17 protein-coding genes and 3 pseudogenes are annotated in these 23702 nt (G+C 57.6%); 13 read left to right on the top strand and 7 right to left on the bottom strand.

The features are described from left to right. Positions 1-19: 19 nt before the first annotated feature. Positions 20-433 (top strand): VOC family protein, encoded by a 414-nt coding sequence (locus tag PSH97_RS11465; protein ID WP_305449269.1) that lies wholly within the window; start codon positions 20-22, stop codon positions 431-433. After that, positions 426-779 (top strand): hypothetical protein, encoded by a 354-nt coding sequence (locus tag PSH97_RS11460; protein WP_305449268.1) that lies wholly within the window; start codon positions 426-428, stop codon positions 777-779. Before PSH97_RS11465 ends, PSH97_RS11460 begins: the two co-directional genes overlap by 8 nt. Before the next feature lie 144 nt (positions 780-923). Here the strand turns inward: PSH97_RS11460 and PSH97_RS11455 are convergent, their stop codons facing one another. Both PSH97_RS11455 and PSH97_RS11450 read right to left on the bottom strand, forming a co-directional pair. Next, entirely contained in the window at positions 924-1997 is a 1074-nt protein-coding gene (locus PSH97_RS11455) for an NAD(P)/FAD-dependent oxidoreductase (RefSeq protein ID WP_305449267.1), read from the bottom strand. A gap of 638 nt (positions 1998-2635) precedes the next feature. Then, positions 2636-3541 (bottom strand): LysR family transcriptional regulator, encoded by a 906-nt coding sequence (locus PSH97_RS11450; protein ID WP_305449266.1) that lies wholly within the window; start codon positions 3539-3541, stop codon positions 2636-2638. A 115-nt stretch (positions 3542-3656) separates the two neighbouring features. On the opposite strand from PSH97_RS11450, the gene PSH97_RS11445 reads away from it, so the two are divergent. Beyond that, positions 3657-4499, top strand: a complete 843-nt coding sequence (locus PSH97_RS11445; RefSeq protein ID WP_305449265.1) for a type 1 glutamine amidotransferase domain-containing protein — start codon at positions 3657-3659, stop codon at positions 4497-4499. 66 nt (positions 4500-4565) lie between these two features. Next, positions 4566-5288, top strand: a complete 723-nt coding sequence (locus PSH97_RS11440) for an SDR family oxidoreductase (protein WP_305449264.1) — start codon at positions 4566-4568, stop codon at positions 5286-5288. A gap of 192 nt (positions 5289-5480) precedes the next feature. Here the strand turns inward: PSH97_RS11440 and PSH97_RS11435 are convergent. Further along, a pseudogene (locus PSH97_RS11435) lies at positions 5481-5636 on the bottom strand (LysE family translocator); the annotation flags it as partial. A 59-nt stretch (positions 5637-5695) separates the two neighbouring features. On the opposite strand from PSH97_RS11435, the gene PSH97_RS11430 reads away from it, so the two are divergent. The 8 genes and pseudogenes from PSH97_RS11430 to PSH97_RS11395 all read left to right on the top strand — a co-directional run bounded on the left by PSH97_RS11430 (position 5696) and on the right by PSH97_RS11395 (position 13666). Continuing rightward, entirely contained in the window at positions 5696-6439 is a 744-nt protein-coding gene (locus PSH97_RS11430; protein ID WP_305449263.1) for a protein-L-isoaspartate(D-aspartate) O-methyltransferase, read from the top strand. A gap of 2 nt (positions 6440-6441) precedes the next feature. Continuing rightward, positions 6442-8874, top strand: coding sequence for a polyamine aminopropyltransferase (locus tag PSH97_RS11425; protein WP_305449262.1), 2433 nt, complete (start codon positions 6442-6444; stop codon positions 8872-8874). A 392-nt stretch (positions 8875-9266) separates the two neighbouring features. Continuing rightward, entirely contained in the window at positions 9267-10634 is a 1368-nt protein-coding gene (locus tag PSH97_RS11420; RefSeq protein ID WP_305449261.1) for a tetratricopeptide repeat protein, read from the top strand. Between the two features lie 74 nt (positions 10635-10708). Then, positions 10709-11468: pseudogene (locus PSH97_RS11415) on the top strand (transposase); the annotation flags it as partial. Between the two features lie 119 nt (positions 11469-11587). Beyond that, positions 11588-12364 carry a nucleotidyltransferase domain-containing protein gene (locus PSH97_RS11410; protein WP_305449260.1) on the top strand — a complete coding sequence of 259 codons (777 nt, stop codon included), beginning with the start codon at positions 11588-11590 and terminating at the stop codon, positions 12362-12364. A gap of 47 nt (positions 12365-12411) precedes the next feature. Next, positions 12412-12672, top strand: a pseudogene (locus tag PSH97_RS11405) (GFA family protein); the annotation flags it as partial. Between the two features lie 100 nt (positions 12673-12772). Beyond that, positions 12773-13174 (top strand): hypothetical protein, encoded by a 402-nt coding sequence (locus PSH97_RS11400; protein WP_305449259.1) that lies wholly within the window; start codon positions 12773-12775, stop codon positions 13172-13174. Between the two features lie 210 nt (positions 13175-13384). Further along, positions 13385-13666 (top strand): DUF3303 domain-containing protein, encoded by a 282-nt coding sequence (locus PSH97_RS11395; protein WP_305449258.1) that lies wholly within the window; start codon positions 13385-13387, stop codon positions 13664-13666. 44 nt (positions 13667-13710) lie between these two features. Here the strand turns inward: PSH97_RS11395 and ligD are convergent, their stop codons facing one another. From ligD to PSH97_RS11375, 4 genes are all read right to left on the bottom strand, one after another. After that, the gene (gene ligD, locus PSH97_RS11390; RefSeq protein WP_305449257.1) at positions 13711-16323 is read right to left on the bottom strand and encodes a DNA ligase D; all 2613 of its coding nucleotides are present in this window, start codon (positions 16321-16323) and stop codon (positions 13711-13713) included. 139 nt (positions 16324-16462) lie between these two features. After that, complete coding sequence (locus tag PSH97_RS11385; protein ID WP_305449256.1) at positions 16463-17839, bottom strand: NfeD family protein; 1377 nt, start codon at positions 17837-17839, stop codon at positions 16463-16465. Positions 17840-18462: 623 nt separating this feature from the next. Continuing rightward, positions 18463-18897, bottom strand: a complete 435-nt coding sequence (locus tag PSH97_RS11380) for a universal stress protein (protein WP_305449255.1) — start codon at positions 18895-18897, stop codon at positions 18463-18465. Between the two features lie 128 nt (positions 18898-19025). After that, on the bottom strand, positions 19026-21758 hold the full coding sequence (locus tag PSH97_RS11375; RefSeq protein ID WP_305449254.1) for a cation-transporting P-type ATPase: 2733 nt from the start codon (positions 21756-21758) through the stop codon (positions 19026-19028). Positions 21759-22504: 746 nt separating this feature from the next. Between PSH97_RS11375 and nhaA the strand changes: the two genes are divergently transcribed. Beyond that, a complete protein-coding gene (gene nhaA / locus PSH97_RS11370; RefSeq protein ID WP_305449253.1) occupies positions 22505-23701 on the top strand; it encodes a Na+/H+ antiporter NhaA in 1197 nt (398 codons plus the stop codon). The last annotated feature ends 1 nt before the right edge of the window (position 23702 follow it).

The raw sequence follows: 23702 nt of genomic DNA, 5'->3' as shown, positions 1-23702 counted from the left end.
CAACAAGGAATGCTCGCTCATGAAATTTGGCTACATGATCATCTACGTCCCGGACGTTGCTGCCTCACTTCAGTTCTTTTCATCAGCCTTCGGGCTCAACATTCGATTCCTCCATGAATCCGCCACCTATGGCGAACTCGAAACAGGAGAAACTGCACTGGCATTCGCCGCCAATGAACTGGCCGCAATGAACTTCAGTACCGGCCATGTTTCGGCACACTCGTCCCCCAAACCGCTAGGCATCGAAGTCGGACTAGTGACTGAGGACGTTCCAGCGGCTCATGCCAGAGCGCTGCAAGCGGGCGCTACTGAAATGTCCGCCCCAAGCACCAAGCCCTGGGGGCAAACCATTTCCTACGTTCGATGCCCTGACGGGACGCTGGTGGAACTCTGCACACCGGTGATGCATAAATCAGGTGTTACCCATGACTGAGGCAGACATTCTGTCTTGGCTTTTTTCCAATGATTGGCCTAAGGCTGAGGAACTGGCCAGCTACGCAATAAGTCATCACGGATATGTGGGGGATGATGGCTACTACGGAATGAGATTTCGTTCCGATCTCGATGAGTTTGAGCGGACGGTTGAAGGTGCGTTCATCCCTGAAGGATTTGTCGAAATAATGTACTGGGACGGTGACCACAAAGAAATTCGCATTCCCGAAAGCAACTACATCTTCGGCTTAAAAAAGCACCTTTTGAAACTGGGCTATTGGGGTCTGGCTACCGATCTTGACAGTGCATACCCAGCTGCTCAAACAACAACGTCAGTTCTCCCATGAGCCAGGTTAAGTCAGTTGCCTGCGGGTCGATTTCGGTCAGTCGCGACAGACAGAAATCGGCCAAAAGCGGACGCTTGCAAAGGGCAGCTTCGAACTCAAGCTGATGATCGCGAGTACTGGGCTGACGACAAAGATAAGTGTCCTCTACGCTTGGAAGAACCGGCCGGGACGGCATGGGCTAAGGGTAGAAGATGCCTTGTCGTCGATTATCTCCTCGCTGGCAAGACGGCCCACTATCGCCGCCAGCGTGACTCCAGGATGCATTGCGCAAACGTACACGCCGCCGATATTGGGTAGATAGCCGATGATGGGGGTGCCATCGATAGGAATTGGTCTGAGTCCGACACAAGCCAATTCCGGATCAATGGAAATAACCCCGTAGAGTTCGTTCTGGATGGCCCTGGCGGTTCGTAGCGCTATCGCTACTGGCTGGTTTTCCACGGAGTCGCCCAAGTAGTCTTCCGCCGCTAGCAACGTACCATCCGTGCTTTGCCTCACTTCCATTTCAGGGCTAGAGATGATGGTGTGCACGAGGTTGGGTTGTGACTTGTAGCGGATGAATATTGCAGGAGAGGCCTCTATTGGAAGGGACATTTTTAGCGTGTCTGTCAGCTTCGTGATGCCAGTCCCTGCTGCCAGTACGACAATGTCGGCATCGATGATGCCCATTGCGGTTTCGACTCCCGTCACCTTTGCGCTCTGGGTTGTAAAGCCGAGAACCCGAGTCTGTGTGAGAACCTTCGCACCATGAGCCTGGGCACCTGCGATCAAAGCATGCGTTGCTTCCACTGCGTCCAGCGCGCCTTCTTCGGCTTCATACAAGGCATGCTGAGGGGGATTCTTGAGATTTGGCTCAAGGCCGAGAATCTGGGATCGGGACACCAGGGTTGCCGAAGGCTGGTTACCTGAGGCTTGCAGCACTCCACCTGTGCTCGCGCTGTAAGACAGGGAGCCTGTCCATCGTACCTTCAGACCAGGCAGCTCCGTTTCGAGTCGGCGGTACTCTTTGATGGCTGCACCGCGCAATTGCGCGATTGGATCGGGCCCACTGTGTGAGGTGTTGATCCATGCGAATGAGCTTCCAGTCACTCCGGACGCTATACCTTCAGCCTCGACCAAGATGACATTCGCGCGTTTGCTAGCCAGGTGATACGCCAGGGACGCGCCCACTATGCCTGCGCCAATGACAACGACTCGTTTGTCTACACCATTTCCCATGTCAACCTCCGTTTTGTCGACCTGACGATGGTACGACATCCGGATGATCGAATGACGTGAGAACCTAGTCGTCCATGACTCCTTTGAGCGTCCGCTTTTGGCCGATTCTGTTGAAAACAGTCCAGCTTGGTTCTCACGACAGAAAAGTACGCGTCTGAGATTGAATTCCTTGCTTTCAGCAGAGGCTTCCAGACTCGGATTTTACGTAGCAGCGTGCAAAAGATGTGTTTTCCTCAATGAGCTCGGCATATTGTTCGGCGAGTCCACGTCATAGATCATATGCGCCTCCGATACCGCGGACGCATGACTGTTTTGAGTGCGGGAGGTTAATACGCACCGTCGGGAGGCGGGTTCGAATTACCTGCATCACACGAAAGCTACTTTCCTGGCCGCCATTTCACTACGCAACTCACCAATCAGATTGTCAATTGCTCGGCTGGAGCCCAGGTTTCATTGATTTACCGCTTGGCTAAACCGGCAGAAGTGGCCAATGTTGTGGCGTTCCTGGCCAGCGAACGTGCGGGTGATCAACGGCGCGGCAATCCGCGCAGAAGGCGGGACGGTTCAAGCATCGCTTGATCAGGCATCGATCATGTATGAGCGAGCCTGCTCGTTTCAGCTATGAAGCTGACATTGTTTTAGGCTCGAGTGTTACCCAGGATGAACTCGATGAGCGCTTTGGATGCGGCTGATAATTGCCGGTGAGGCGGGTAAATAATCGAGAATGGTCGAGTGCGACCATTCAACTCCGGAAGTATTTCCACCAGTTGCCCCCGCAGCACTTTCTCCCGGATGATGAAGTCATATGTCTGGCAGATACCCAGACCGCTTTCGGCCAGTGAAACGATTCCCAAGACATCATCCGAAACCTCCACATTCGCCTGCGGCAGCCATTCGATATTTTCCCCGTCAAGGCAGAACAACCACGGTCCGATCTTGCCACTGCTGGGCATGATGAACGGCAGGCAAATGTGCTCGCCTAACATTTCAAGCGTCGCAGGAATACCGGCGCGAGCCAGGTATTGAGGAGACGCGACCAGGCACAGCCGTGCCTCTTCCAGCTTGCGTCCCACCAGTCCACTGTCCGGCAACTGCCCCAGGCGAATCGCCAGATCGTAACCTTCGGCAACCAGGTCGACATTGCGGTTGGTGATACTCAGCTCCACCCGCACAGCTGGGTATTGCTGGGAAAACGCACTGAGCAGCGGCGGCAGACGATGATGTCCATAAGTTGTCGGCACGCTCATTCGAACACGCCCGCTCAACTCGCCGTCCTGCCCGCGAATGTTGCGCTCCACCTCTTCAATCTGGGAAAACGCAGAACGAGTCTGTTCCAGATACAGCTTGCCGGCGTCGGTCAGGCTGAGTCTGCGAGTAGTGCGTCGCAACAATTGCACACCAAGACGCGATTCAAGCCTCGCCAACGCACGACTGAGCACCGAAGGCGTGGTCCCCAAGGCGACGGCAGCAGCACTAACGGTGCCCTGCTCAACTACGCGAATAAAAGCTTCCACATCGCCAAGATGGTCAAATCTACGAGGCATTATTGCTTTCCAAGTCCAAATGAATTCCATTGGCGGTAGTTTATCGCCATATCACACATCAATAGAGTATCCAGGTAGGGGCGGCAAGCGTTCGCCCAATTACTTTGGACACGACATGAAAACACTGACCCGTATTGCATTGACCGCAGCCCTCGCCAGCACCAGCTTGGCGGCCAGCGCTGACAACGTGCTTGTGGTGCTTTCCGATTCGGCGAAACTCGATTTGAAGGACGGCAAGGTCTTTGCGACCGGATTTTACCTGAACGAGCTTTTGCAACCGGTGAAAATGCTGCTCGACGCCGGCCATAACATCACCTTTGCGACCCCGAACGGTGACGTGCCGACGGTGGACAAGACATCCATCGACAAAATGTACTTCAACAATGATGAAGCAGCGCTTCAGACCTATAAGGACTTGCTCGATCAACTGAAATTGACCTTGCCGGAACAATCACCGGTCATCAGCCTTTCCCGGGTAGAACAGATCGGTTATGCGCACTTCGATGCGGTCTACATTCCCGGTGGTCATGCACCGATGCAGGATCTGCTCCACAGCCATCCGCTGGGTCGCTTGCTGGCGGATTTCCATGCACAAGGCAAGACCACCGCACTCGTCTGCCATGGTCCGATCGCCCTGCTCTCGACCTTGCCTGATGCCGAAAACTTTACCCAACAACTCCAGACTGCGAAGCCGGCACAGGGTCGCGCCGACTGGATCTATGCAGGCTACAAGATGACCGTTATCAGCAACAAGGAAGAGGAAGAAGCCAAAGGTCTGCTCAACGGCGGCGCAATGAAGTTCTACCCGCAAACGGCGCTGGAAAATGCCGGTGGGGTGTACCGCAGCAACGCTTCGAATTGGACGCCTAATGTGGTCATCGATCGCGAGTTGATCACGGGCCAGAATCCGGCCTCGGCCATCGAGGTCGGGAAGGCATTGCTCGGTCGACTGAAATAACAGGCCTGCGACATCGCACTATCCCCCTCCCACGACTCCGGATGTTGCCGGGTTTTGGAGCACTCAGTGAAAACTCGCACTTTCCTTATCACCGGAGCCAGCAAAGGCATCGGGCGCGCGCTCGCGGCTCAATTGTTCCAGGCAGGCCACCATGTTGTGGGCATCGCTCGCAACAGTTTGGATCGGCACTTTCCCGGCACCCTCATCTCCCTCGATCTGGGCGACCGGGAGCAGACCAAAAAAATGTTGGTCGAGCTCGTTTCACGTTATGACTTTGATGGTTTGATCAATAACGTCGGCCTGGTACGCCCCCAGCCTTTAGGTGAAATACACCTCGACGACTTTGATGAGGTCATGCGGATCAACCTGCATAGCGCCTTGCAGACAACGCAAGCATTGCTACCGGGAATGCGCAACCGAGGTTGGGGAAGGATCGTCAACATCTCCAGCCTGACTGTTCTGGGGATCCCAAACCGCACCGCCTACGCCGCGGCAAAAGCCGCAATGGTCAGTTTCACGCGCTCCTGGGCTTTGGAGCTGGCAACCACCGGAATCACCGTCAACGCCGTTGCTCCAGGCCCCACGGAAACCGAGTTGTTCCGTGCCGGGAATCCGCTCGGCAGCGACGACGAAGCTCGTTATCTGGCGAGCGTTCCGATGGGCAGACTCGGTCAGCCGGATGAAGTCGCAGCAGCCATCGCCTTCCTGTTATCGGAACAGAGCGGCTTTATCACCGGCCAGACATTGTTTGTCGATGGCGGAGCGTCTGTCGGCAAATCGGCTTTCTAACGGCGACACTTGCGGCTCAGCCACTGCCAAGGTGGCGGTCGATAGTCGGCTCGTCACGGGGCAAAACCCTCAATCCGCCACCGGGATGGGTGAAGCGCTACGCAATCTTCCGTTCGCTCAGTCAGGCTGAGGCCGCGCGTGTGTTTCGCAGTGCCCAGCCTTCCTATTACCGGAGTTACAAGCCCGACGCCCCTACGCCGCCTGCCGCCGCATGCTCAGGATGACTGCACCGAAACCGATGAATGTAAACCCCACCACCCGGCTGAGCCAGCAGGACAGCACAGGCCGGGTCAGCACACCCTTGGCCCGCGAGGCGAGCGCGGCATAGAGGCTCAGGGACGACACCGACTTGCCGAGCCAGCCCGCCGGCCATACGATTCAACTACTACTCAGGCGGAGGAGTCATTGTGAAGCCGGTGATGCTCGTGACGCGCATCCTGGCGCCTGTCATCGCTCTGGCGCTGGCATCCGCCGGCCTGTATGCCGACGACCCGTTCGCACCGTTGCGCGACGCCATGGTGCGGGAGATTGCCAACATGTCGTCCGTCACCCGCGACGAAACCGGCGGGGTCGAGTTTGCCGCGCCGGTGATGGCCGCGATGGCCAAAGTGCCACGCCATAAGTTCGTCCCGCCCGACGAGGTGCCCTACGCCTACGAGAACCGCCCGCTGCCGATCGGCTACGGCCAGACCATCTCCCAGCCCTACATCGTCGCCCTGATGACCGACCTGGCGCAGGTCGGGCCCGGCGACGTGGTACTCGAGATCGGCACTGGCTCGGGCTACCAGGCGGCGATCCTCGCCGAGCTGGCGCAGGCGGTCTACACGATGGAGATCATCGAGCCGCTGGCAGTGCAGGCCGAGGAGCGCCTGGGCCGACTGGGATATGTGAAGGTGCAGGCCCGACTGGGCGATGGCTACCACGGCTGGCCCGAGCACGGGCCTTACGACGCCATCCTCGTCACCGCCGCGGCCAGCCATGTTCCGCCGCCACTGATCGCCCAGCTCAAGGCCGGCGGACGGATGGTAATCCCGGTCGGCGCATCGTTCATGATCCAGTACCTGCTGCTGATTGAGAAGGCCGGCGATGGCAGTCTGTCCACCCGACAGGTGCTGCCTGTGCGCTTCGTGCCGCTGGTCGAAGGCGGTTGAGCATGCATTCGCCGCCCTTGCTCGCCCTGGCGCTGCTGTCTGCCTCCGCGCTCGGCTATGAGGTGCTGCTGCTGCGACTGCTTTCGATCATCCAGTGGCACCATTTCGCCTACATGATGATCAGCGTCGCGCTGCTCGGCTACGGCGCTGCCGGCACCGCCGTGGCGCTGGCGCGGCCTGTGCTGGCGCCGCGCTTCCACGGCGTGTTCATCGGCGGGGCGGTGCTGTTCGGGCTGAGTGCCATCGCCTGCTTCAGCCTGGCCCAGCAGGTTCCGTTCAATCCCCTCGAGATCCTCTGGGACCCGCGGCAGTCGGCGCGCCTGCTGATGATCTACCTGCTGCTGTTCGTGCCGTTCTTCTGCGCTGCGGTGTGCATCTGCCTGACCTTCACCTGCTATCAGGAACAGATTCATCGGATCTACGCCTTCGACATTCTCGGCGCTGGCATGGGCAGCCTGGCGATCATCGCCGCGCTCTTCGCCCTGACGCCTGTCGATGCGCTGCGGCTGCTGGGCGGCACCGGCATCGCCGCCGGGGCGCTGGCCGGCATGGCTTGCACGGGGCATAGACACTGGCTCGCGCCATTGCTGCTGGTGGCGGCGGTCGCGGTGCCGGCCGGCGTGCCCGCACGCTGGATCGCCCTGTCGCCCTCCGAGTACAAGGAGCTGAGCCAGACGCTGCGTATTAAGGATGCGCGCGCAATCGCCCAGACCTGGAGTCCGCTGGGCTTGCTCACGGTCGTCGACAGCCCGACCATTCCCTTGCGCCACGCGCCGGGCCTAAGCCTCAACGCGACGCAGGAACCGCCCGCACAACTGGCCATCTTCACCGACGGCGACGGCCTTTCCGTGCTGAACCGCTATGACGGGCGCCGCGAGCCGCTCGCCTATCTTGACTACCTGACCTCGGCTCTGCCCTATCACCTGCTGCGACAACCCCGCGTGCTGGTGCTGGGCAGCGGCGCCGGCGCCGATGTGCTGCAGGCGATCTACCACGGCGCCAGCGCGGTGGATGCCATCGAACTGAACCCGCAGGTGATCGATCTGGTCCAGCGCCGCTTCGCCGACTTCTCCGGCAAGCCGTACAGCGCGCCTAACGTCCGTGTGCTGATCGGCGAGGCGCGCGGTCTGGTGGCTTCGCGCGGAGAGCCTTACGACCTGATCCAGATCGCCCTACTGGACTCCTTCGGCACTGCCTCTGGCGGCCTGCATGCGCTGTCCGAGAACTACCTGTACACGGTGGATGCCTTCGCCGAATACCTGCACCATCTCGCGCCCGGCGGCCTGTTGGCCATCACCCGCTGGGTCACACTGCCGCCCCGCGATGTTCCCAGGCTCCTGGCCACCGCGGCCGCGGCCATCGAGCGCGACGGGCAGGCCAGCGCGGCGCGCCGCATCGTCATGATCCGCGGCTGGAAGACTGCGACGCTGCTGGTCAGCAACAGGGATTTCGACGACGCCGGCATCGCCGTGCTGCGGGAGTTCTGCCGGGCGCGCTCCTTCGACCTGGCCTACTACCCCGGAATGACCGTGGCCGAGGCGAACCGCTACAACCTGCTCGACCGGCCCTGGTTCTTCGAAGCGGCGCAGGCCCTGCTGTCCGGCGAGCGCGCGGAGTTCCTGGCACGCTACAAGTTCGACGTGCGTCCGACCATGGATGACCGGCCGTATTTCTTCCACTTCTTCAAGTGGCGCTCGCTGCCGGAACTGCTGGAGCTGAAGGCGCAGGGCGGCCTGTCAATGCTGGAGTGGGGCTATCCGGTGCTGATCGCCACGCTGCTGCAGTCCAGCGTGGCCGCCGTGCTGCTGATACTGGCACCGCTATGGGTGGCGCGGCGGCGCCAGCGGCACTGTCGGAGTGCGACGTTGGCCAGGTTCGAACTTCGAGTCGTGTCCTACTTCGCCGCCATCGGCTTCGCCTTCATGTTCGTGGAAATCGCCTTCATCCAGAAGTTCACCCTTTTCCTCAGCCACCCGTTGTATTCGGTGGCGGTAACGCTCAGCGCGTTCCTGATCTTCGCTGGCCTCGGCAGCCGTTACTCCGGCCGGCGGCGGGGGGACATCGGAAGTGGTGAGGGGTCCCATCATCCGCTCGCGCGGCCAGTCCTGGCGATCTGCGCGATCGCCCTGCTCTACCTGATCGCCCTGCCCCCGTTGTTCCAGCTGCTGGCGCCGGTGCAGACCTTCGCCAGGTTCGGCATCTGCGCCGCACTGGTAGCGCCGCTGGCGTTCGCCATGGGCATGCCGTTTCCGCTCGGACTGGGGCGCGTCTCCGCGCGCGCCGAAGCACTGGTGCCGATCGCCTGGGGCATCAACGCCAGCGTATCGGTGGTGGCGGCCGTGCTGGCGACCCTGCTGGCGATCCACTTGGGCTTCACCGTGGTATTGCTGCTGGCGTTGCTGCTGTATCTCGCGGCGACGGTCGTGTTTCCCTGATCGCGGCGGTTCGGAGTGAAACGTCAACAGACCCTGGTGAGACGAATCGCTAGTTGGAAGCCGCTTGCCGCAGTTCACACGTCTCGCCGTGTCGATTAGGGAGGGTGACGCCTTTCCTGCTTCGAAGCTAAACATTTGAAAATGTGGACGTGTGGGTCATGCCAAAGATGAGAGGTTCCGTGCCGCAAGCAATGGGTTTTGGCCGACGCAGTCGAGTCGTCAGAGGAGGCTTTCATCCCATAAGCTGCCGGTGGTGACAGGCAGAAAACGGCCATAAGCGGCTATTCACGTTTCGTCGGAAAAGTGTCTCTGAGCCAAATTCGGGGAGACAATCGAGAGCGACCTTCATATCTCGATCATTTATGCCCTTAGGGCGTGGTCAGGAGGAAACCATGAGCAAACGCGACAAGCGTGGCAATCCTGTTTCCTATGGCTCGCAGGAGGCAATCGATGCTCTGGATAGAGCTTGCGACTTGCTGCATGCCTACCAGGCCGATCCTCTGGCTGCGGCTGACAAAATTATCGCGGAGCACCCGGATTTTGCGCTGGCCTACGCCTTTCGTGCTGGCGCGATTGCGACTGCGACCGACAAAGCATTTGACTCAGAGCTGTTCAAAAGTTTGGACGCGGCAGAGCGGTTGGCACCGAAAGCGAATGATCGCGAGCGGCAGCATATCCATGCCGTACGCGCTTGGTTCGACGGCGACTGGGAGCGGGCAATCGAAACCTGGGGGCGTGTTTCGATGGAGCACCCCCGCGATCTGCTGGCATTGCAATTCGCCCATTTGGGCGACTTCTATCTAGGTTACTCGCACATGCTGCGTGATCGCGTGGCTCGTGTGATGCCGCGCTGGGATAACCAGATTCCTGGCTTTGGCTTTGTGAAAGGGATGTATGCCTTTGGCCTGGAAGAGGCAGGGGATTATCGGCAGGCCGAAGAGCAGGGGCGCGAGGCTGTTGCCTTGAACCCGCAGGATGGCTGGGCAGTGCATGCCGTCACCCATGTCATGGAAATGCAGGGCCGTAGCGAAGAGGGGGCCAAGTATCTTTCATCCAGCGCCAGTGCTTGGGCTCCCAATAGCATGTTTGCCTTCCATTTGTGGTGGCACCAAGCGCTATTCCTCCTTGAGGCCAATGATGTGGCGGGCGCGTTTCGTCTCTTTGATGAGGACATTTCAGCGGGTGGATTTGGTCAAGCGCTTGAGCTACTTGATGGATCAGCGCTGCTCTGGAGACTCTCTCTGCTCGGTCATGACGTTGGAGATCGGTGGAAAGGACTGGCCGAAAGATGGGAGTCCCGTTGTGAAGACGGCTTCTACGCCTTTAACGACGTGAACGCGATGATGTCATTCGTGGGTTCTGGAAACAGCCGTGCACAAACTCAGCAACTGGATACTCTGAAGCGGGCCGCTGCTGGCACTGGTACCAACGCCATGATGAGTAGAGAGATTGGTGTGCCGGCGTGCGAAGGGTTGGTGGCGTTTGGTCGTGGGGATTATGCCCAGGCTATAGCGTCGTTGATGCCGCTACGAGCCAAAGCCAACCGCTTCGGCGGTAGTCACGCGCAGCGTGATGTCTTCTCATGGACGCTGACCGAAGCCGCTATTCGTCTTGGCAACCGCACACTTGCCGAGGCACTGGTTGCCGAGCGCCTTGCATTGAAGCCTGAGAGCCCGATCAACCGCGCCTGGAAAATGCGCGCTGGTCAATTACAGTCGCTGCCTGCGGGATACCGTCCACTACAGGACGACGCTTACTGATGACCGCTATGGGTCCAGAGTGTGTAAAAACGCTTTCTTGAACCCTTGTGGGGATTTCATCGCAAGGATCGCCCATGAAGCGCTTTATCCAAGGTGAACATCGAGACCAAAGCACCTTACTTCCCGAAAGCCTCGACGACTACGTCAGCGATACCAATCCGGTGCGCGTAGTCGACGTCTTTGTCGATGAACTCGACCTGGTCAATCTGGGTTTTGATGGTGCTATTCCTGCTGACACAGGCCGGCTGGCTTACCCCCCTGCAATCCTGCTGAAGATCTACATCTACGGCTACCTCAACCGCATTCAGTCGAGCCGGCGGCTGGAACGAGAAGCTCAACGCAACATTGAGCTGATGTGGTTGACCGGGCGTTTGATGCCGGACTTCAAGACCATCGCCAACTTCCGAAAAGATAACAGCAAGGCCATCCGAGGCGTCTGTCGCCAGTTCGTTGTGCTGTGTCAGCAGTTGGGACTGTTCGGAGAACATCTGGTCGCCATCGATGGCAGTAAATTCAAGGCAGTCAACAACCGTGACCGCAATTTCACCAGCGCCAAACTGAAGCGGCGAATGGAAGAAATTGAATCGAGTATCAACCGTTACCTGGCGGCACTCGATGCTGCCGATCGGCAAGAACCAACAGTTTCCGAGCCCCGCGCCGTGCGGCTGGAAGAGAAAATCGCCAAGCTCAAAACTCAAATGAAGGAGCTTCAAGCGATCGAAATCCAGCTCAATGAATCGCCGGATAAACAGGTCTCACTGACCGATCCAGACGCTCGCTCCATAATGACGCGCGGCACCGGAATCGTCGGCTACAACGTGCAGACAGCGGACCAACGAAGGTCGATGATCCAAGACGATGAGGCCATGAGCGTTTTTACACACTCTGGGCCAGAAGCCGACACTATTGGCTCTGTTAAAATACCTCTCTGAACACAACTCACGGACGGCTTCATGGAACGATTCCATCCTGGTGGCATTGATGCAGACGGTTATATCCTCACCGTGCCCAACGTCGAAGTGCAGCCACAGTTTCAGGATTTGCTGGTGGATGTTTGCATGACGCTCACTCGGTCGGAACCTCTGCTCGACGGGATTTATCTTTATGGCAGCGTCGCTAGAGGCGACGCCGTGCCGGGGGTTTCCGACCTGGATCTAACCCTTATCCTGCACAGCCCTCCTGCGTCGCAGGATCTGGAAATGCTGGAGTCGAAAAGGCGCACGCTGGAAAGTCGGCATACCGAAGTCATCAAGATCGATTTCGATATCGGTAGTCGTTCTGAAGTATTGGCGGCTGACAATCGATTGAGCTGGGGGTATTGGCTCAAGCATCACTGTCGTTGCTTATGGGGCAATGATCTGACCAGGCGCTTCGACCGGTTCAAGCCGTCGCGTGATATCGCCATTGCCATAAATGGTGACTTCGAATCCGTACTGACCCGGTATGCCGATCTTATCGATCAGGCGGCGACACCGACGCAATCGCTACGCTTGCAACGCGAAGCCTCGCGCAAACTCATCCGGTCAACTCAAGTACTTCGCTCTGAACAGGAGCTGATGTGGCCGCAAACACTGGAAGAACATGTCGAGCTGTTTGTTCAGCATTACCCGTGTATGAGAATGCAGATGTTTTTTTTCTTGTCCCAGGCAAGGAACCCGTACGCCAAGCCAAAAGAGTTTACAGCTCAGTTGCGTAATTTTTTGATCTGGATGGCTTCAGAAACCGGTTGAATCCACAGTCGAAAGCAACCATTCCCCAAACCCCACCCTCCTATCTGTATGCCAGCGTCCCCAGGTCAGCGGTTTCGATCATGGCGAGCGCAGAGACGCTCAAGGGCTATCAATCGTCCGAAGGCGTTACGCGACAGTTCTGCTCCAACTGTGGCTCCTCGTTGTTCTGGTCTGATTCGAAAGGATCGTTTCCAGACTGGATTTCGGTCGCGACAGGTACGCTGGATACGCCATTCCTGGCCGAAAAGCAGAAACATGCCTGCGTATCCTCGAAAGCGTCTTGGTACGAAATACAAGAGCCGCGATAACACATAGCCGAGGCCAGCAAGCCCGGGATGTGGACATCGCGCTCAACGGCACAACAACCCCATGGGCAAACCCGACCATAGCGCTCTATGATTGAGCCCCATGACGACCTCTCTTCCGATCCGCCAACCCTGCCCGCCCGGTGCCTGCATCTGTGAGCGTGAGCCGTTGCTGGAAACCCCCGGCGCGGATTTGCGCATCCTGAGCCTGACCCGGTTGGAAGAAAAGCGCCTGATCGAACGCCTGGAGAATCTCCAGAGCCTGAGCGATCTGGAGCGTCTGCAACGGCGGATGTACGAACAGTTGGGTCTGCGTGTGGAGATCGTCCCGGGCTTCAATGAAGTGCGCACCATGCGCGGCATCAACATCACCCTCGGCGAGCTGCCGGGTCTGTGTCGTAAAACCCGTCAGTCGATTCCGGCAGCGATTCGTCGAGGGCTGGAGAAGCGCCCGGAGATTGCCTACGAGTTGCTCAATGCCAACGACTTGTTGCGTGATGCCTGATGGTTTGCGCTGTTATCCCGATATGTTCGTTTCAAATGCCTGAAAGAGGATCAGCGGTCGTACGCCAAGCGCGGGCCGCTGCTATGCCTTTTCATGGGAGCAAGCGTTTCAGGCCAGCCAGGATGGAGCTGAAAAAAACGCGTGACCGTGGCCCCGGCGCCAGCCAGGTACGCGAACATAAAGGTGCCAATCCGTAGCAGGAGGTGGCAAATGTTATTCATCGTCAGGTGGTCCATTAGTCCGCAACATCGTAACAACACGATTGAACGTTTTCTCAAGACCGGTGGCGCGCCACCCGAAGGCGTCAAGATGCTGGGGCGCTGGCATGCCGTCGGCGGCGCGAGCGGTTTTGGCGTTGCTGAGGCCAGTGATCCGGTGTCGATACAGAAGTGGGTGCTGGAATGGAGCGACCTCATGAGCATGGAAGTCCACGCGGCATTGACCGATGAACAGGTGGCTCCGCTGCTGGCTGCCGCAGTCGGCAAACAGTAGTCGTCGAGGCGGCGAGCGACCCTCGCCGCCTTCCTTCTGAATCACTACTTTTTCATCCCCACCCGCCGCCGCATGTCGGCAGTAATCGTCTGTCGGGTTTTCTTCAGGTCGGCCCAGGGTTCGTCACCAATCTCGGCCAGGCGTTCATGCACGTTGTGCACGTTCCATTGATTGCCGCCCTTGAGCTCGGCAACCTCTTCCCGAAAGATCGGCACCGACACCGGCAGCCCTTCGCGGGTGCGCACGGCGTAGGCGCAAATAGTGGTGGCGCCCAGACCGTTGCGCAGGTAGTCGATGAAGATACGCCCGACGCGGTTTTTCGGTCCGGACACTGCAGAAAAGCGATCCGGCAGTAATTTGGCCATGTGACTGACAATCGCGTGGCTGAAGTCCTTGACCTCGTCCCAGCCGTGTTTGCGGGTCAGCGGTACGATCAGGTGAATCCCCTTGCCGCCGCTGGTTTTGAGAAACGCCTTGAGGCCCAGTTCATCCAGCACCGTGAGGGTTAGCTGAGTCGCTTCGATCATGCTTTTCCAGGGCAACGCCGGATCCGGGTCGAGATCGAGGACAAAGCGATCAGGTCTATCCAGATCGACTGACGTGGCGTTCCAGGTGTGCAGTTCCACCGTACTCATCTGCACCGCGCCGATCAGTGCTTTGGCGTTGTTGATGATCATCACCGGTTGGCCCGTCAGCTCCTTGTCCAGGGTCACAATCCCCGGAATGGCCAGGCGTTCGGCGTTCTTCTGAAAGAACAGTTCGCCGGCGATCCCGTCCGGTGCGCGCACCAATGCCACGGGCCGGTCCTTGAGTTGCGGCAAAATCCACTCGGCGACGCTGGCGTAGTACTCCGCCAGTTGCATCTTGGTGGTGCCGCTGCTGGCGTCGATCACCCGGTCCGGGTGCGTGATGCGCACCTTGCCACCGGCCAGGCCGATCTGCGACGGCGCAGCAGTCGACGGGGCGGTTTTTGGGGCGGCGGTGTCAGGCTTCTCAGCGACGGATTTCTTCTTCGCTGCTTTCGAGGCTGAAGTGTTCACGGTTTTCGGCAACTCCTCGGTGATGTCTTCGGCAGGCTTGTCATCACGCAAACCATGGAACACGGCGTGGCGCACCGAACCGTCCTTGGTCATTTCGGCGAAGGCCACTTCCGCCAGCAGTGTGGGTTTAAGCCAATGCACACCTTTGGCTTCAAAACCGCTGGGCGGATTGACCACCGATGGCTTTTTCGTCTGCAGCGGTTTCAATTGTTCGTGAATGCGCTTGAGCGTTGCCTCGTTGAACCCGGTGCCAACCTTGCCGGCATAGCGCAATTCACCGCTGTCGCGGTCGTGCAACCCCAGCAACAACGCGCCAAAGGCACTGCGCGCGCCTTTGGGGTCGGTGAAGCCGACCACGATGAATTCCTGCCGATGCTTGCACTTGAGCTTGATCCAGTCATTGGTGCGCCGAGACACGTAAGGTGACCCCAGGCGTTTGCCGATCAGCCCCTCCATCTGCATTTCACAGGCGCTGTTGAGCAAGGCCTCCGGGGATTCGCCGAAGGCGTCGGAGAATCGCAACAGCGGGTTTTCATTGGGCTTGAGCACGGTCGCCAGCGCCGCCCTGCGCTCCTCGACAGGCACTTCGCGCAGGTCCACGCCGTTGAGGTAGGGCAAGTCGAACAGGTAGTAAACGATGTTGCCACTTCGGCCGGAATCGAACGCGTTTTGCAGCGCCTGAAAATCCGGAACGCCCTGCTCGTTGGCCACCACCATTTCGCCGTCGAGCCAGGCCGACTCCAGACCCAGCGCTGCCAGTGCCTCAGCTTGCCCGGGTAATTTGTGGGTCCAGTCGTGACCGTTGCGGGTGAAGAGTTTGACGTTGCCATGGTCGATACGCGCCATGATCCGGTAGCCGTCGAATTTGATCTCATAGCTCCATTCGCCACTCGGCGCGGACTCGACCAGCGTTGCCAGTTCAGGTTTGAGCAGCTCCGGCAGCTTGGCTTTGCGCGCACCCGTCAGTTGTGTCGACTTTTCCTTACGCACCTTGGCCGGGGCTTTCTTGATCGGTTTGGGCTTTTCAGCGCCGTGCTTTTTTTCCACGATGCTGCGGTCGCTGAGCACGCTGTCCGGCTCGGCGGTGACCACGTCGTATTCGCTGTCGGGTCTGGCGGCGCTGTCTTGATGTTTGATCAGAAACCACTGCTCCTGCTTGCCCGGCATGTGCGTGCGCACGAGGTTCCACAGGCCGCCAAGCTTTTCTCCTTTCAGCTCGAATTTCAGCCGGCCCTTGGTGTATGCCTTGGCCGGATCGTCCTGGGGAATCCACACCCCACGGTCCCAGACGATCACATCGCCGGCGCCGTAATGCCCTTCGGGAATGGTGCCCTCGAACGTGGCGTAATCCAGCGGATGGTCTTCGACGTGGATGGCCAGGCGCTTGACCTTGGGGTCCAGCGATGGCCCCTTGGGCACGGCCCAACTTTTCAGCACGCCATCGAGTTCCAGGCGAAAGTCATAATGCAGGTGTGAGGCGTCATGCTTTTGAATGCAATACTGTAGCGCGTGCGCTTGGCCCTTGCGTTTGCCTCTCGCAGGTTTGGCAATACCGGGGGGTTCGGGACTTTCTTCGAAGTCTCTCATGTCACGGTACTTCTCGAGTGGCTTTTCCATGTGAGCTCCACGGGAGTGAAGACAAAATTCGATCTGCTATTTGCTTGTGACCCTTGTCAGGTATGAGAAGGTTCCGCCGCCCTTGGCGGATGCAGCGCAGGGCTGGCAGCACGCCAAAGCCCGCTTTGAGGGACTTGAATTAACCTTCTCGCGGTGGCGTTTCATCCAGCGCAATGACATCCAGCATCACCCCGGTGCGCGCCACCACTCGGACCTGTTGGCCCAAGTGCAGGGGCAAGTTGCTCTGAACCTGCCATTTTTCGCCCTGCAGTTGCACCCAGCCGCTCATGGGCAGACCCGGCAGCAGCCCCGTCACCGTCGCCAGGCTGCCGACCAAGCCTGCATCGCCGCTGACCAGAGCACGGCGTCTGGCCTTGAGCGCCATGCCGACCAGAGTCATCAGCAACAGGGCACTGATCAGTGCCATGCCGATGATCAGCGTCAACGGAATGCCGAAGCCCGGTACATCGGTGTCTATCAAAATCACTGCGCCGACTACAAAAGCAACCACCCCACCGAAGCCGATTACACCGAAACTCGGTAGAAACGCCTCGGCGATCATGAAGGCGATCCCTAGCAGAATCAGTCCGACCCCGGCGTAATTCACGGGCAACAGTTGCAGGGCATACAGCCCCAGCAACAGGCAGATGCCACCTAGCACCCCACCAACGCCCGACCCAGGGTTCATGAACTCGAATATCAAGCCATAGACCCCGAACATGATCAGCAGCAACGCCACGCTGGGGTTGGTGATCACCGCCAGCAGTTGTGTGCGCCAATCAGGCGGACGGTCGATGAGCGCAGCCCCGGCGGTGCTCAGCCTCAACGTTTGACCGGCAACATTTAGGCTCTTGCCGTCCAGTTGCTTGAGCAGGTCTGCCACGTCATTGGCCACATAATCGACCACCTTGAGTTTGAGCGCTTCGTGGGCCGACAGGCTGAGCGATTCCCGTACAGCTTGTTCGGCCCAGTCGGCATTGCGTCCGCGTAGTTGCGCAAGGCCACGGATGTAAGCCGCCGCATCGTTGATCTGTTTGCGAGTCAAGGTGTCCTGCTGCTCCCGCGGAGAATTTTTGTCGGTGGTGGGTGGGTCCGGCGATTCGGGCGCGGTCCCGGGCAGACCGCCGATCTGCACCGGCGTAGCGGCGCCCAGATTGGTGCCCGGGGTCATGGCGGCAATGTGGCTGGCATATAGGATATAGGTGCCGGCGCTGGCCGCGCGTGCGCCACTGGGGGCGACGAAACTGGCCACTGGCAAGGGGCTGGCCAGAATCGCCTTGATGATCAAGCGCATCGAAGTGTCCAGCCCGCCGGGGGTGTCGAGGCGGATAACGACCAACTGCGCGCCTTCGGTGACTGCACGCGCCAGGCCGCGCTCCACGTAGTCGGCACTGGCCGGACCAATGGCATCGTTGACGGTCAGTACCACGACACTGCCTGCAGCCGTCGTCGAACCCGCCGGTAACCCGATCAGCACTATTAACAAGAGCAGGCGGCACCACCAGTGACTGTTCACGGGACCTCCCGGTTGCGGGTATGACAGCCTGCAACCCTCACTTAAAGCGTAGTTGAGTCAGTCATGGGCGATGCAGGAGCAACGGTTAGTCCGTTGCCTATGCAGATAGGGGCGATTCTGAACATTAGATCGATCAGAGCGATCATGCTGCTGACTCGTCGGCGTTAACTGATAAACGTCGCGGCTACAGTTCGCCTGGCTGGCTGGCGCAGACTGTGGCATCAGCCGCGGCTGGACGTTGCTTTCACAGATATTGAGGTATTACAGAGGATCGTTCGCTCATGGAACTCTATCGAAAATACAGAGCGCTGCTCACCAGGCAAATGGGGGGGCAAAGCCGCGAAGGTTGGCGTACCGACCACGAGGGCCGGCCACCCTTTCGGGTGCCCGATGCGACTTCGCCCATAACACAGAGGACCTGGAAGCTTACTTCTAGGCTAGATGATGACTGGTCGCTGTAAAGACTTTGTCGATTCCGCATTCAATTCAAAAGTTGTCAACCAGATTTCCGATGAGCAAAAGGATTTATGGTCCTGCGGGTTAGGCCCGATCAATAACTTTTCCCTAAGCCGGCTTTTGAAAACCTGGCTAAGGCGCCGAGTGATCAAGCAACTCACGAACCCTTATTTTACTAGCGTGATAGGAATGCTCGAGAGCTGAACCACTTTAGCCGCAACGGACCCCAGAAAGATTCCTGCCAGGAAACCGTTACCATGTGAACCTAAAATGATGCTGTCACATCCTAAAGATTGTGAGGCAACTACGATTTTGCTGGCCGCGTCACCCCGCAGCGTGTGGAATGTGAATGCAATGCCTTCTTGTTTCAGAAGAGCGATTGCCTTTTGTGAATCTTCAGCACTTTTTTCATCGTAGTAGCGATCCAGTTCATCCCCTGCCATGTCTTGTGCGACTCGTGTCGGTAACAGTGGCTGCACATTCACCAGATGTACCTCAACACTTCCCCCCAGCAATCCACCATCCTGGATCAGTCCGATAAGGTAAAGCACTGCGCGCTCTGAATGCTCGGAACCGTCGATAGCAACAAGAATTTTATGCATTGCCAGATCCTTTTTTCAGAGGCCTGAAGAGGCTTGTCCTCCAGCTTTCCCCACGCGAACCGCCTTGGAGCTTGGGGGGAAATTTCAGATTCCGCTCCAATAGTATGGAGCCAGTTTGCAACCGAGTACTACTCGGACAAACGGATTCGAATCTGTTTTTCGATCTCAATAATGGCAAAAAACGCAACGCCCACGCCGATGATCAGTAGTCCATCAAAAAAAGGGATCGCCTCAGTTGCAAAGATCTTTTGCAGAGGAGGTGCATACGTGATGGCAAACTGAGCGAAGGTAATTACTGAGACGGTCATCCACATGACCTTGGTTCCTCGAACGCCCTTCCAGGTAAGCGATGTGCCGTAGAGATTGCGAATGAAGAATAGATGGAATATTTCCATCACAACCAACGTGTTGACCGCAATGGTTCGGGCCAACTCCACTGAGTAGCCACGGTCGAGCGCATACGAAAAAATACCGTACACGCCGCAGAGAAACAGAACAGAAACAAGCACCATATGCCAGACTAAAGCACCGCTTATAAGGGGCTCTTGCCGTGAACGGGGTGGCCTGCGCATGGTGTTTTCTTCGGTAGGTTCGAACGCCAGTGCGATGCCTAGCGTCACTGCGGTAATCAGATTGATCCACAGAATCTGGATCGGCGTCACCGGCAGCGTAATACCCAAAAGCAGCGCGACGATGATGGTCATGGTCTCGCCAGCATTGGTGGGCAGCGTCCAACTCAGCACTTTCTTGATATTGTCGTAGACTGTCCGGCCTTCGCGCACCGCAGCAACGATGGACGCGAAGTTGTCATCTGCCAGAACCAGATCGGCAGCTTCCTTGGCAGCTTCGCTGCCTTTCCCTCCCATGGCGATTCCGGCATCGGCACGTTTTAACGCTGGAGCGTCATTGACGCCATCGCCGGTCATGGCGACTGTCATGTCGTTCGATTGCAGCAACATCACCAGCCTGAGTTTATGTTCCGGGCTGGTGCGAGCGAAGATATTGACATCCTTTAACGCCTCCTTGAGGACGACATCATTCAGGGTGTCCAGATCGATGCCGGTCAGTACTTTCTCGGGATTTTCCAAACCAATCTGACCGCCAATGGCGGAGGCGGTGCCGGCGTGATCCCCGGTGATCATTTTCACGACAATGCCCGCCGCCTGGCATTGCCTGACAGCCTGTATCGTCTCTGGTCGAGGCGGGTCAATCATTCCGACCATGCCTAGCAAGGTCAATGTTTTATGTACGTCACCAAATTCCAGCACGGTGTGTTCGGGCCGTACCGATCTCATTGCAAATGCCAATACCCTCTGCCCTTTGCTAGCGATGGTATTCGCCTGTTCGTGCCAATAGTCAGCATCGAGCAGGTCAGTCCCGCCATCGTTGACCCGCTGCTGCGTGCACATAGCCAGAATCTGCTCCGGAGCGCCTTTCACGTAAATGGTGGCATGCCGATCATGGTTGTGATGCAACGTCGCCATAAAGCGATGTTTCGCGTCAAATGGGATGGCATCGGTGCGGGTCCAGGTGCGACGCTCTTCATCGCTATCGATTCCGGTTTTTGCGGAAAACGCCAGCAAGGCACCCTCCATCGGGTCCCCCTCGACCTTCCATAAGTCTTCATGCAGGCGCAGCACGGCATCGTTGCAGAGACTGGCGGCCAGCCCTAATTCTGCCAACGTCGGGTGATTCGCTGTGTCGATCAACTGATCAGCGAGGTTCATGTTTCCCGCAGGCTGATAACCTGCACCGTCGACCGTGAAGATGAGATCACTGGTGACTACCGACGCCACCATCATCTCGTTGCGGGTGAGCGTGCCAGTCTTGTCAGTGCAGATGACGGATACCGAACCTAGCGTTTCGATGGCAGGCAGGCGACGCACGATGGCGTTGCGGTGAGCCATTGCCCGTACTCCGACAGCCAGCGTAATAGTAAGGACGGCGGGTAGCCCTTCAGGTATCGCCGCTACCGACATCCCCACCACGACCATGAATATCTCGGTGAATGCGTAGTGCCCGACATAATGGCCGAACACGAGCAACAGACCACCGATTAACAGGATCAGGATCGTCAGCCAGCGGGCAAATACGTTCATTTGCTGCACCAGCGGTGTGGTCAGCGTTTCTACTCCAGACAGCAGGCTGCTGATGCGTCCAATTTCGGCTGCCGCAGCGGTCGCAACTACAATCCCTTTTGCTTGTCCGCAACTCACGAGCGTACCGCTGAACGCCATACAGGTACGATCACCCAGTGCTGCAGCAAGGGGCACCGGTTCGGTGTGTTTTTCTACTGGTACGGATTCACCGGTAAGAATGGCTTCTTGAATCTGTAGTCTGTTCGCGTGCAGCAGGCGCAGATCAGCTGGGACTTTGTCTCCCGCCTCCAGCAATACGATATCGCCAGGCACCAACTCCTCGCCCACGACACTCAGGCGTTCGCCTGCACGAAGCACTGCTGCATGCGGTGCCAACATCTGCCGGATGGCGTCCATGGCTTTTTCTGCTTTGCCTTCCTGCACGTAGCCAATGATTGCATTTGCAACAACCACTGCAAGAATCACCACCGTATCCCACAGATGTTGCAGCATCGCGGTAATCGCAGCAGATCCTAGAAGGACATAAATCAGAATGTTGTGAAATTGCAGCAGGAAACGCAGCCACGCTGGTCGCCGCGCTGCTTCTGGCAGCCGATTGAAACCGGTATGGACGAGCCGGGCTTGAACTTCGGCGGTCTCCAGTCCGAGATGCTCATTAACCTTAAGCAGGTTCGTCACCTGCTCTGCAGGCAGGGTATGCCAGGCCATGGACTGCGTGGGAATTGATGTTTGCTCAGCTGCTGCGTCGACCACCTGCTTCATCAATATGTATCTCCTATGCGCACAGCTCCTGATGTGGACCTGCCTGTTACAAGCTGAGGTGACGATGAGTGGAGTGTGGGTTTCTCGGATGCTGAAAATTCATCGATTGCTCTTAAATAATCATTACCGTCAAGATGATACGAAACAAGAAACAGGTGCAATCAACAGCTTGATAGCCATTGATTTAAGTCAACTTATCAACGACCAGTAGTGTGACAAGATATTTTTCAACGTAAGCCATTTTGATTGTCTTTCAGATAACTTTCATTGTGTTGGCGTCCTGATATTGCTCAGAGTGCCCACTATTAGGAATATTTGAAATTGGCCTTTTTGTGCCAAGACCCTACCTATTGAAAGTAGTCGCATGTAGTTGTTGCAATGCGTGCCGTCCTGGAGCCGCGAGCAGTTTCTGTCCGCCCAGATCGAGCTGGGTAAGTCCTGCCATCCGGGGTGGGATATGGACAACGTCACCTTCTAGCCACTCCTCTGCGTGCATTTGCTGCTGCCCAAAAACTGAAGGTCGATCAGGGTGCCAGTAAATCGGGAGCGCCAGCCACCAAGGATGGCGCTGCAGGAGTACGATGAGCAGGTTCGCAATACCAATCGATGGGTGACTGCCCGGATATTCGAGCAGATGGGACAAGAACGTTAATACTGGGCTGCAGCGTTGAGCATTCACTGTTTCAGGCTGTTTAATGCAGTCAGATATTAATATATTGCCTTTTTAAGCGATCCCTGGGGCGTTGATGACCAAGCATCAAACAACAGCCGAAACCCCTGGGGCAGTTGCCATTCTGGCCCGATACCTCTCCTCGGAAGCTGCTGGAGGTCTCGTCCTGATGGCCGCAGCTCTGGCGGCTCTGATTGTTGCTAACTCACCTCTATCCGAGCGTTACTTTGCGCTCCTGCAGACCGTCTGGTCGGGTTTGTCTGTCCAACACTGGGTTAATGACGGCCTGATGACGATCTTCTTCCTGATGGTCGGCCTTGAGATCAAAAGAGAAGTGCTGGCGGGTGGACTTTCCACTTGGGGCCAGCGCGCCTTGCCGGGATTTGCTGCTTTAGGCGGTATGGTTGTTCCGGCGTTCGTCTACATCGCGATCAACTGGGGCAATCCTGAGAACATGGCTGGGTGGGCCATCCCTGCGGCTACCGATATCGCATTTGCCTTGGGGGTGTTGTCGCTGCTGGGCAAACGAGTTTCTATTTCGCTGAAAGTGTTCCTCATGGCCTTAGCGATTATTGACGACCTCGGTGCTGTGATCATCATTGCCTTTTTCTACACCTCGGACCTTTCCACTCCGATGTTGCTGGCCTCGCTCACGACCCTGGTCATTCTGACAGCCATGAATAGGCTACGCGTCAGACGACTGTTTCCGTATCTCTTGGTCGGCGGCGTATTGTGGTTCTTCGTCCTGCAATCGGGGGTACATGCGACGCTAGCGGGTGTCACACTGGCCCTGTGCATCCCCATGGGTAGGCCGGAAGAAGAAGCTCATTCCCCATTGATGTTCCTCGAAGAGAAACTGCATCCATGGGTAGCGTTTGCCGTAGTGCCTGTCTTTGGCTTCGCCAACGCAGGTGTTTCATTGGCCAGAATTTCCACGGAGAACCTGGTCGGTCCGATTCCGCTGGGTGTAGCGCTGGGCTTGTTGGTGGGCAAGCAGGTTGGTGTTTTTCTATTGGCTGCACTGTCTATTCGTTTGGGCTTGGCCAAGATGCCAGCAGGGAGCAACTGGTTGCAGCTATACGGCGTGGCGCTCCTGTGCGGAATCGGTTTCACCATGAGTCTGTTTATTGGCAATTTGGCATTCCCTGGCTCACCTCATCTGGTCGATGAAGTTAAAGTTGGGGTATTGAGCGGTTCGTTTCTGGCTGCGATTGGTGGTGTCATCGTCTTACGCTTTAGCAACGGCCTCAGCGGTACCGCCGTGGCTAGATAAT

This window comes from Pseudomonas cucumis (genome assembly GCF_030687935.1).
Classification (GTDB): Bacteria; Pseudomonadota; Gammaproteobacteria; order Pseudomonadales; family Pseudomonadaceae; genus Aquipseudomonas; species Aquipseudomonas cucumis.
The sequence above is the reverse complement of the archived record's forward strand: the minus strand, read 5'-3'. Positions and strand labels throughout refer to the sequence as shown.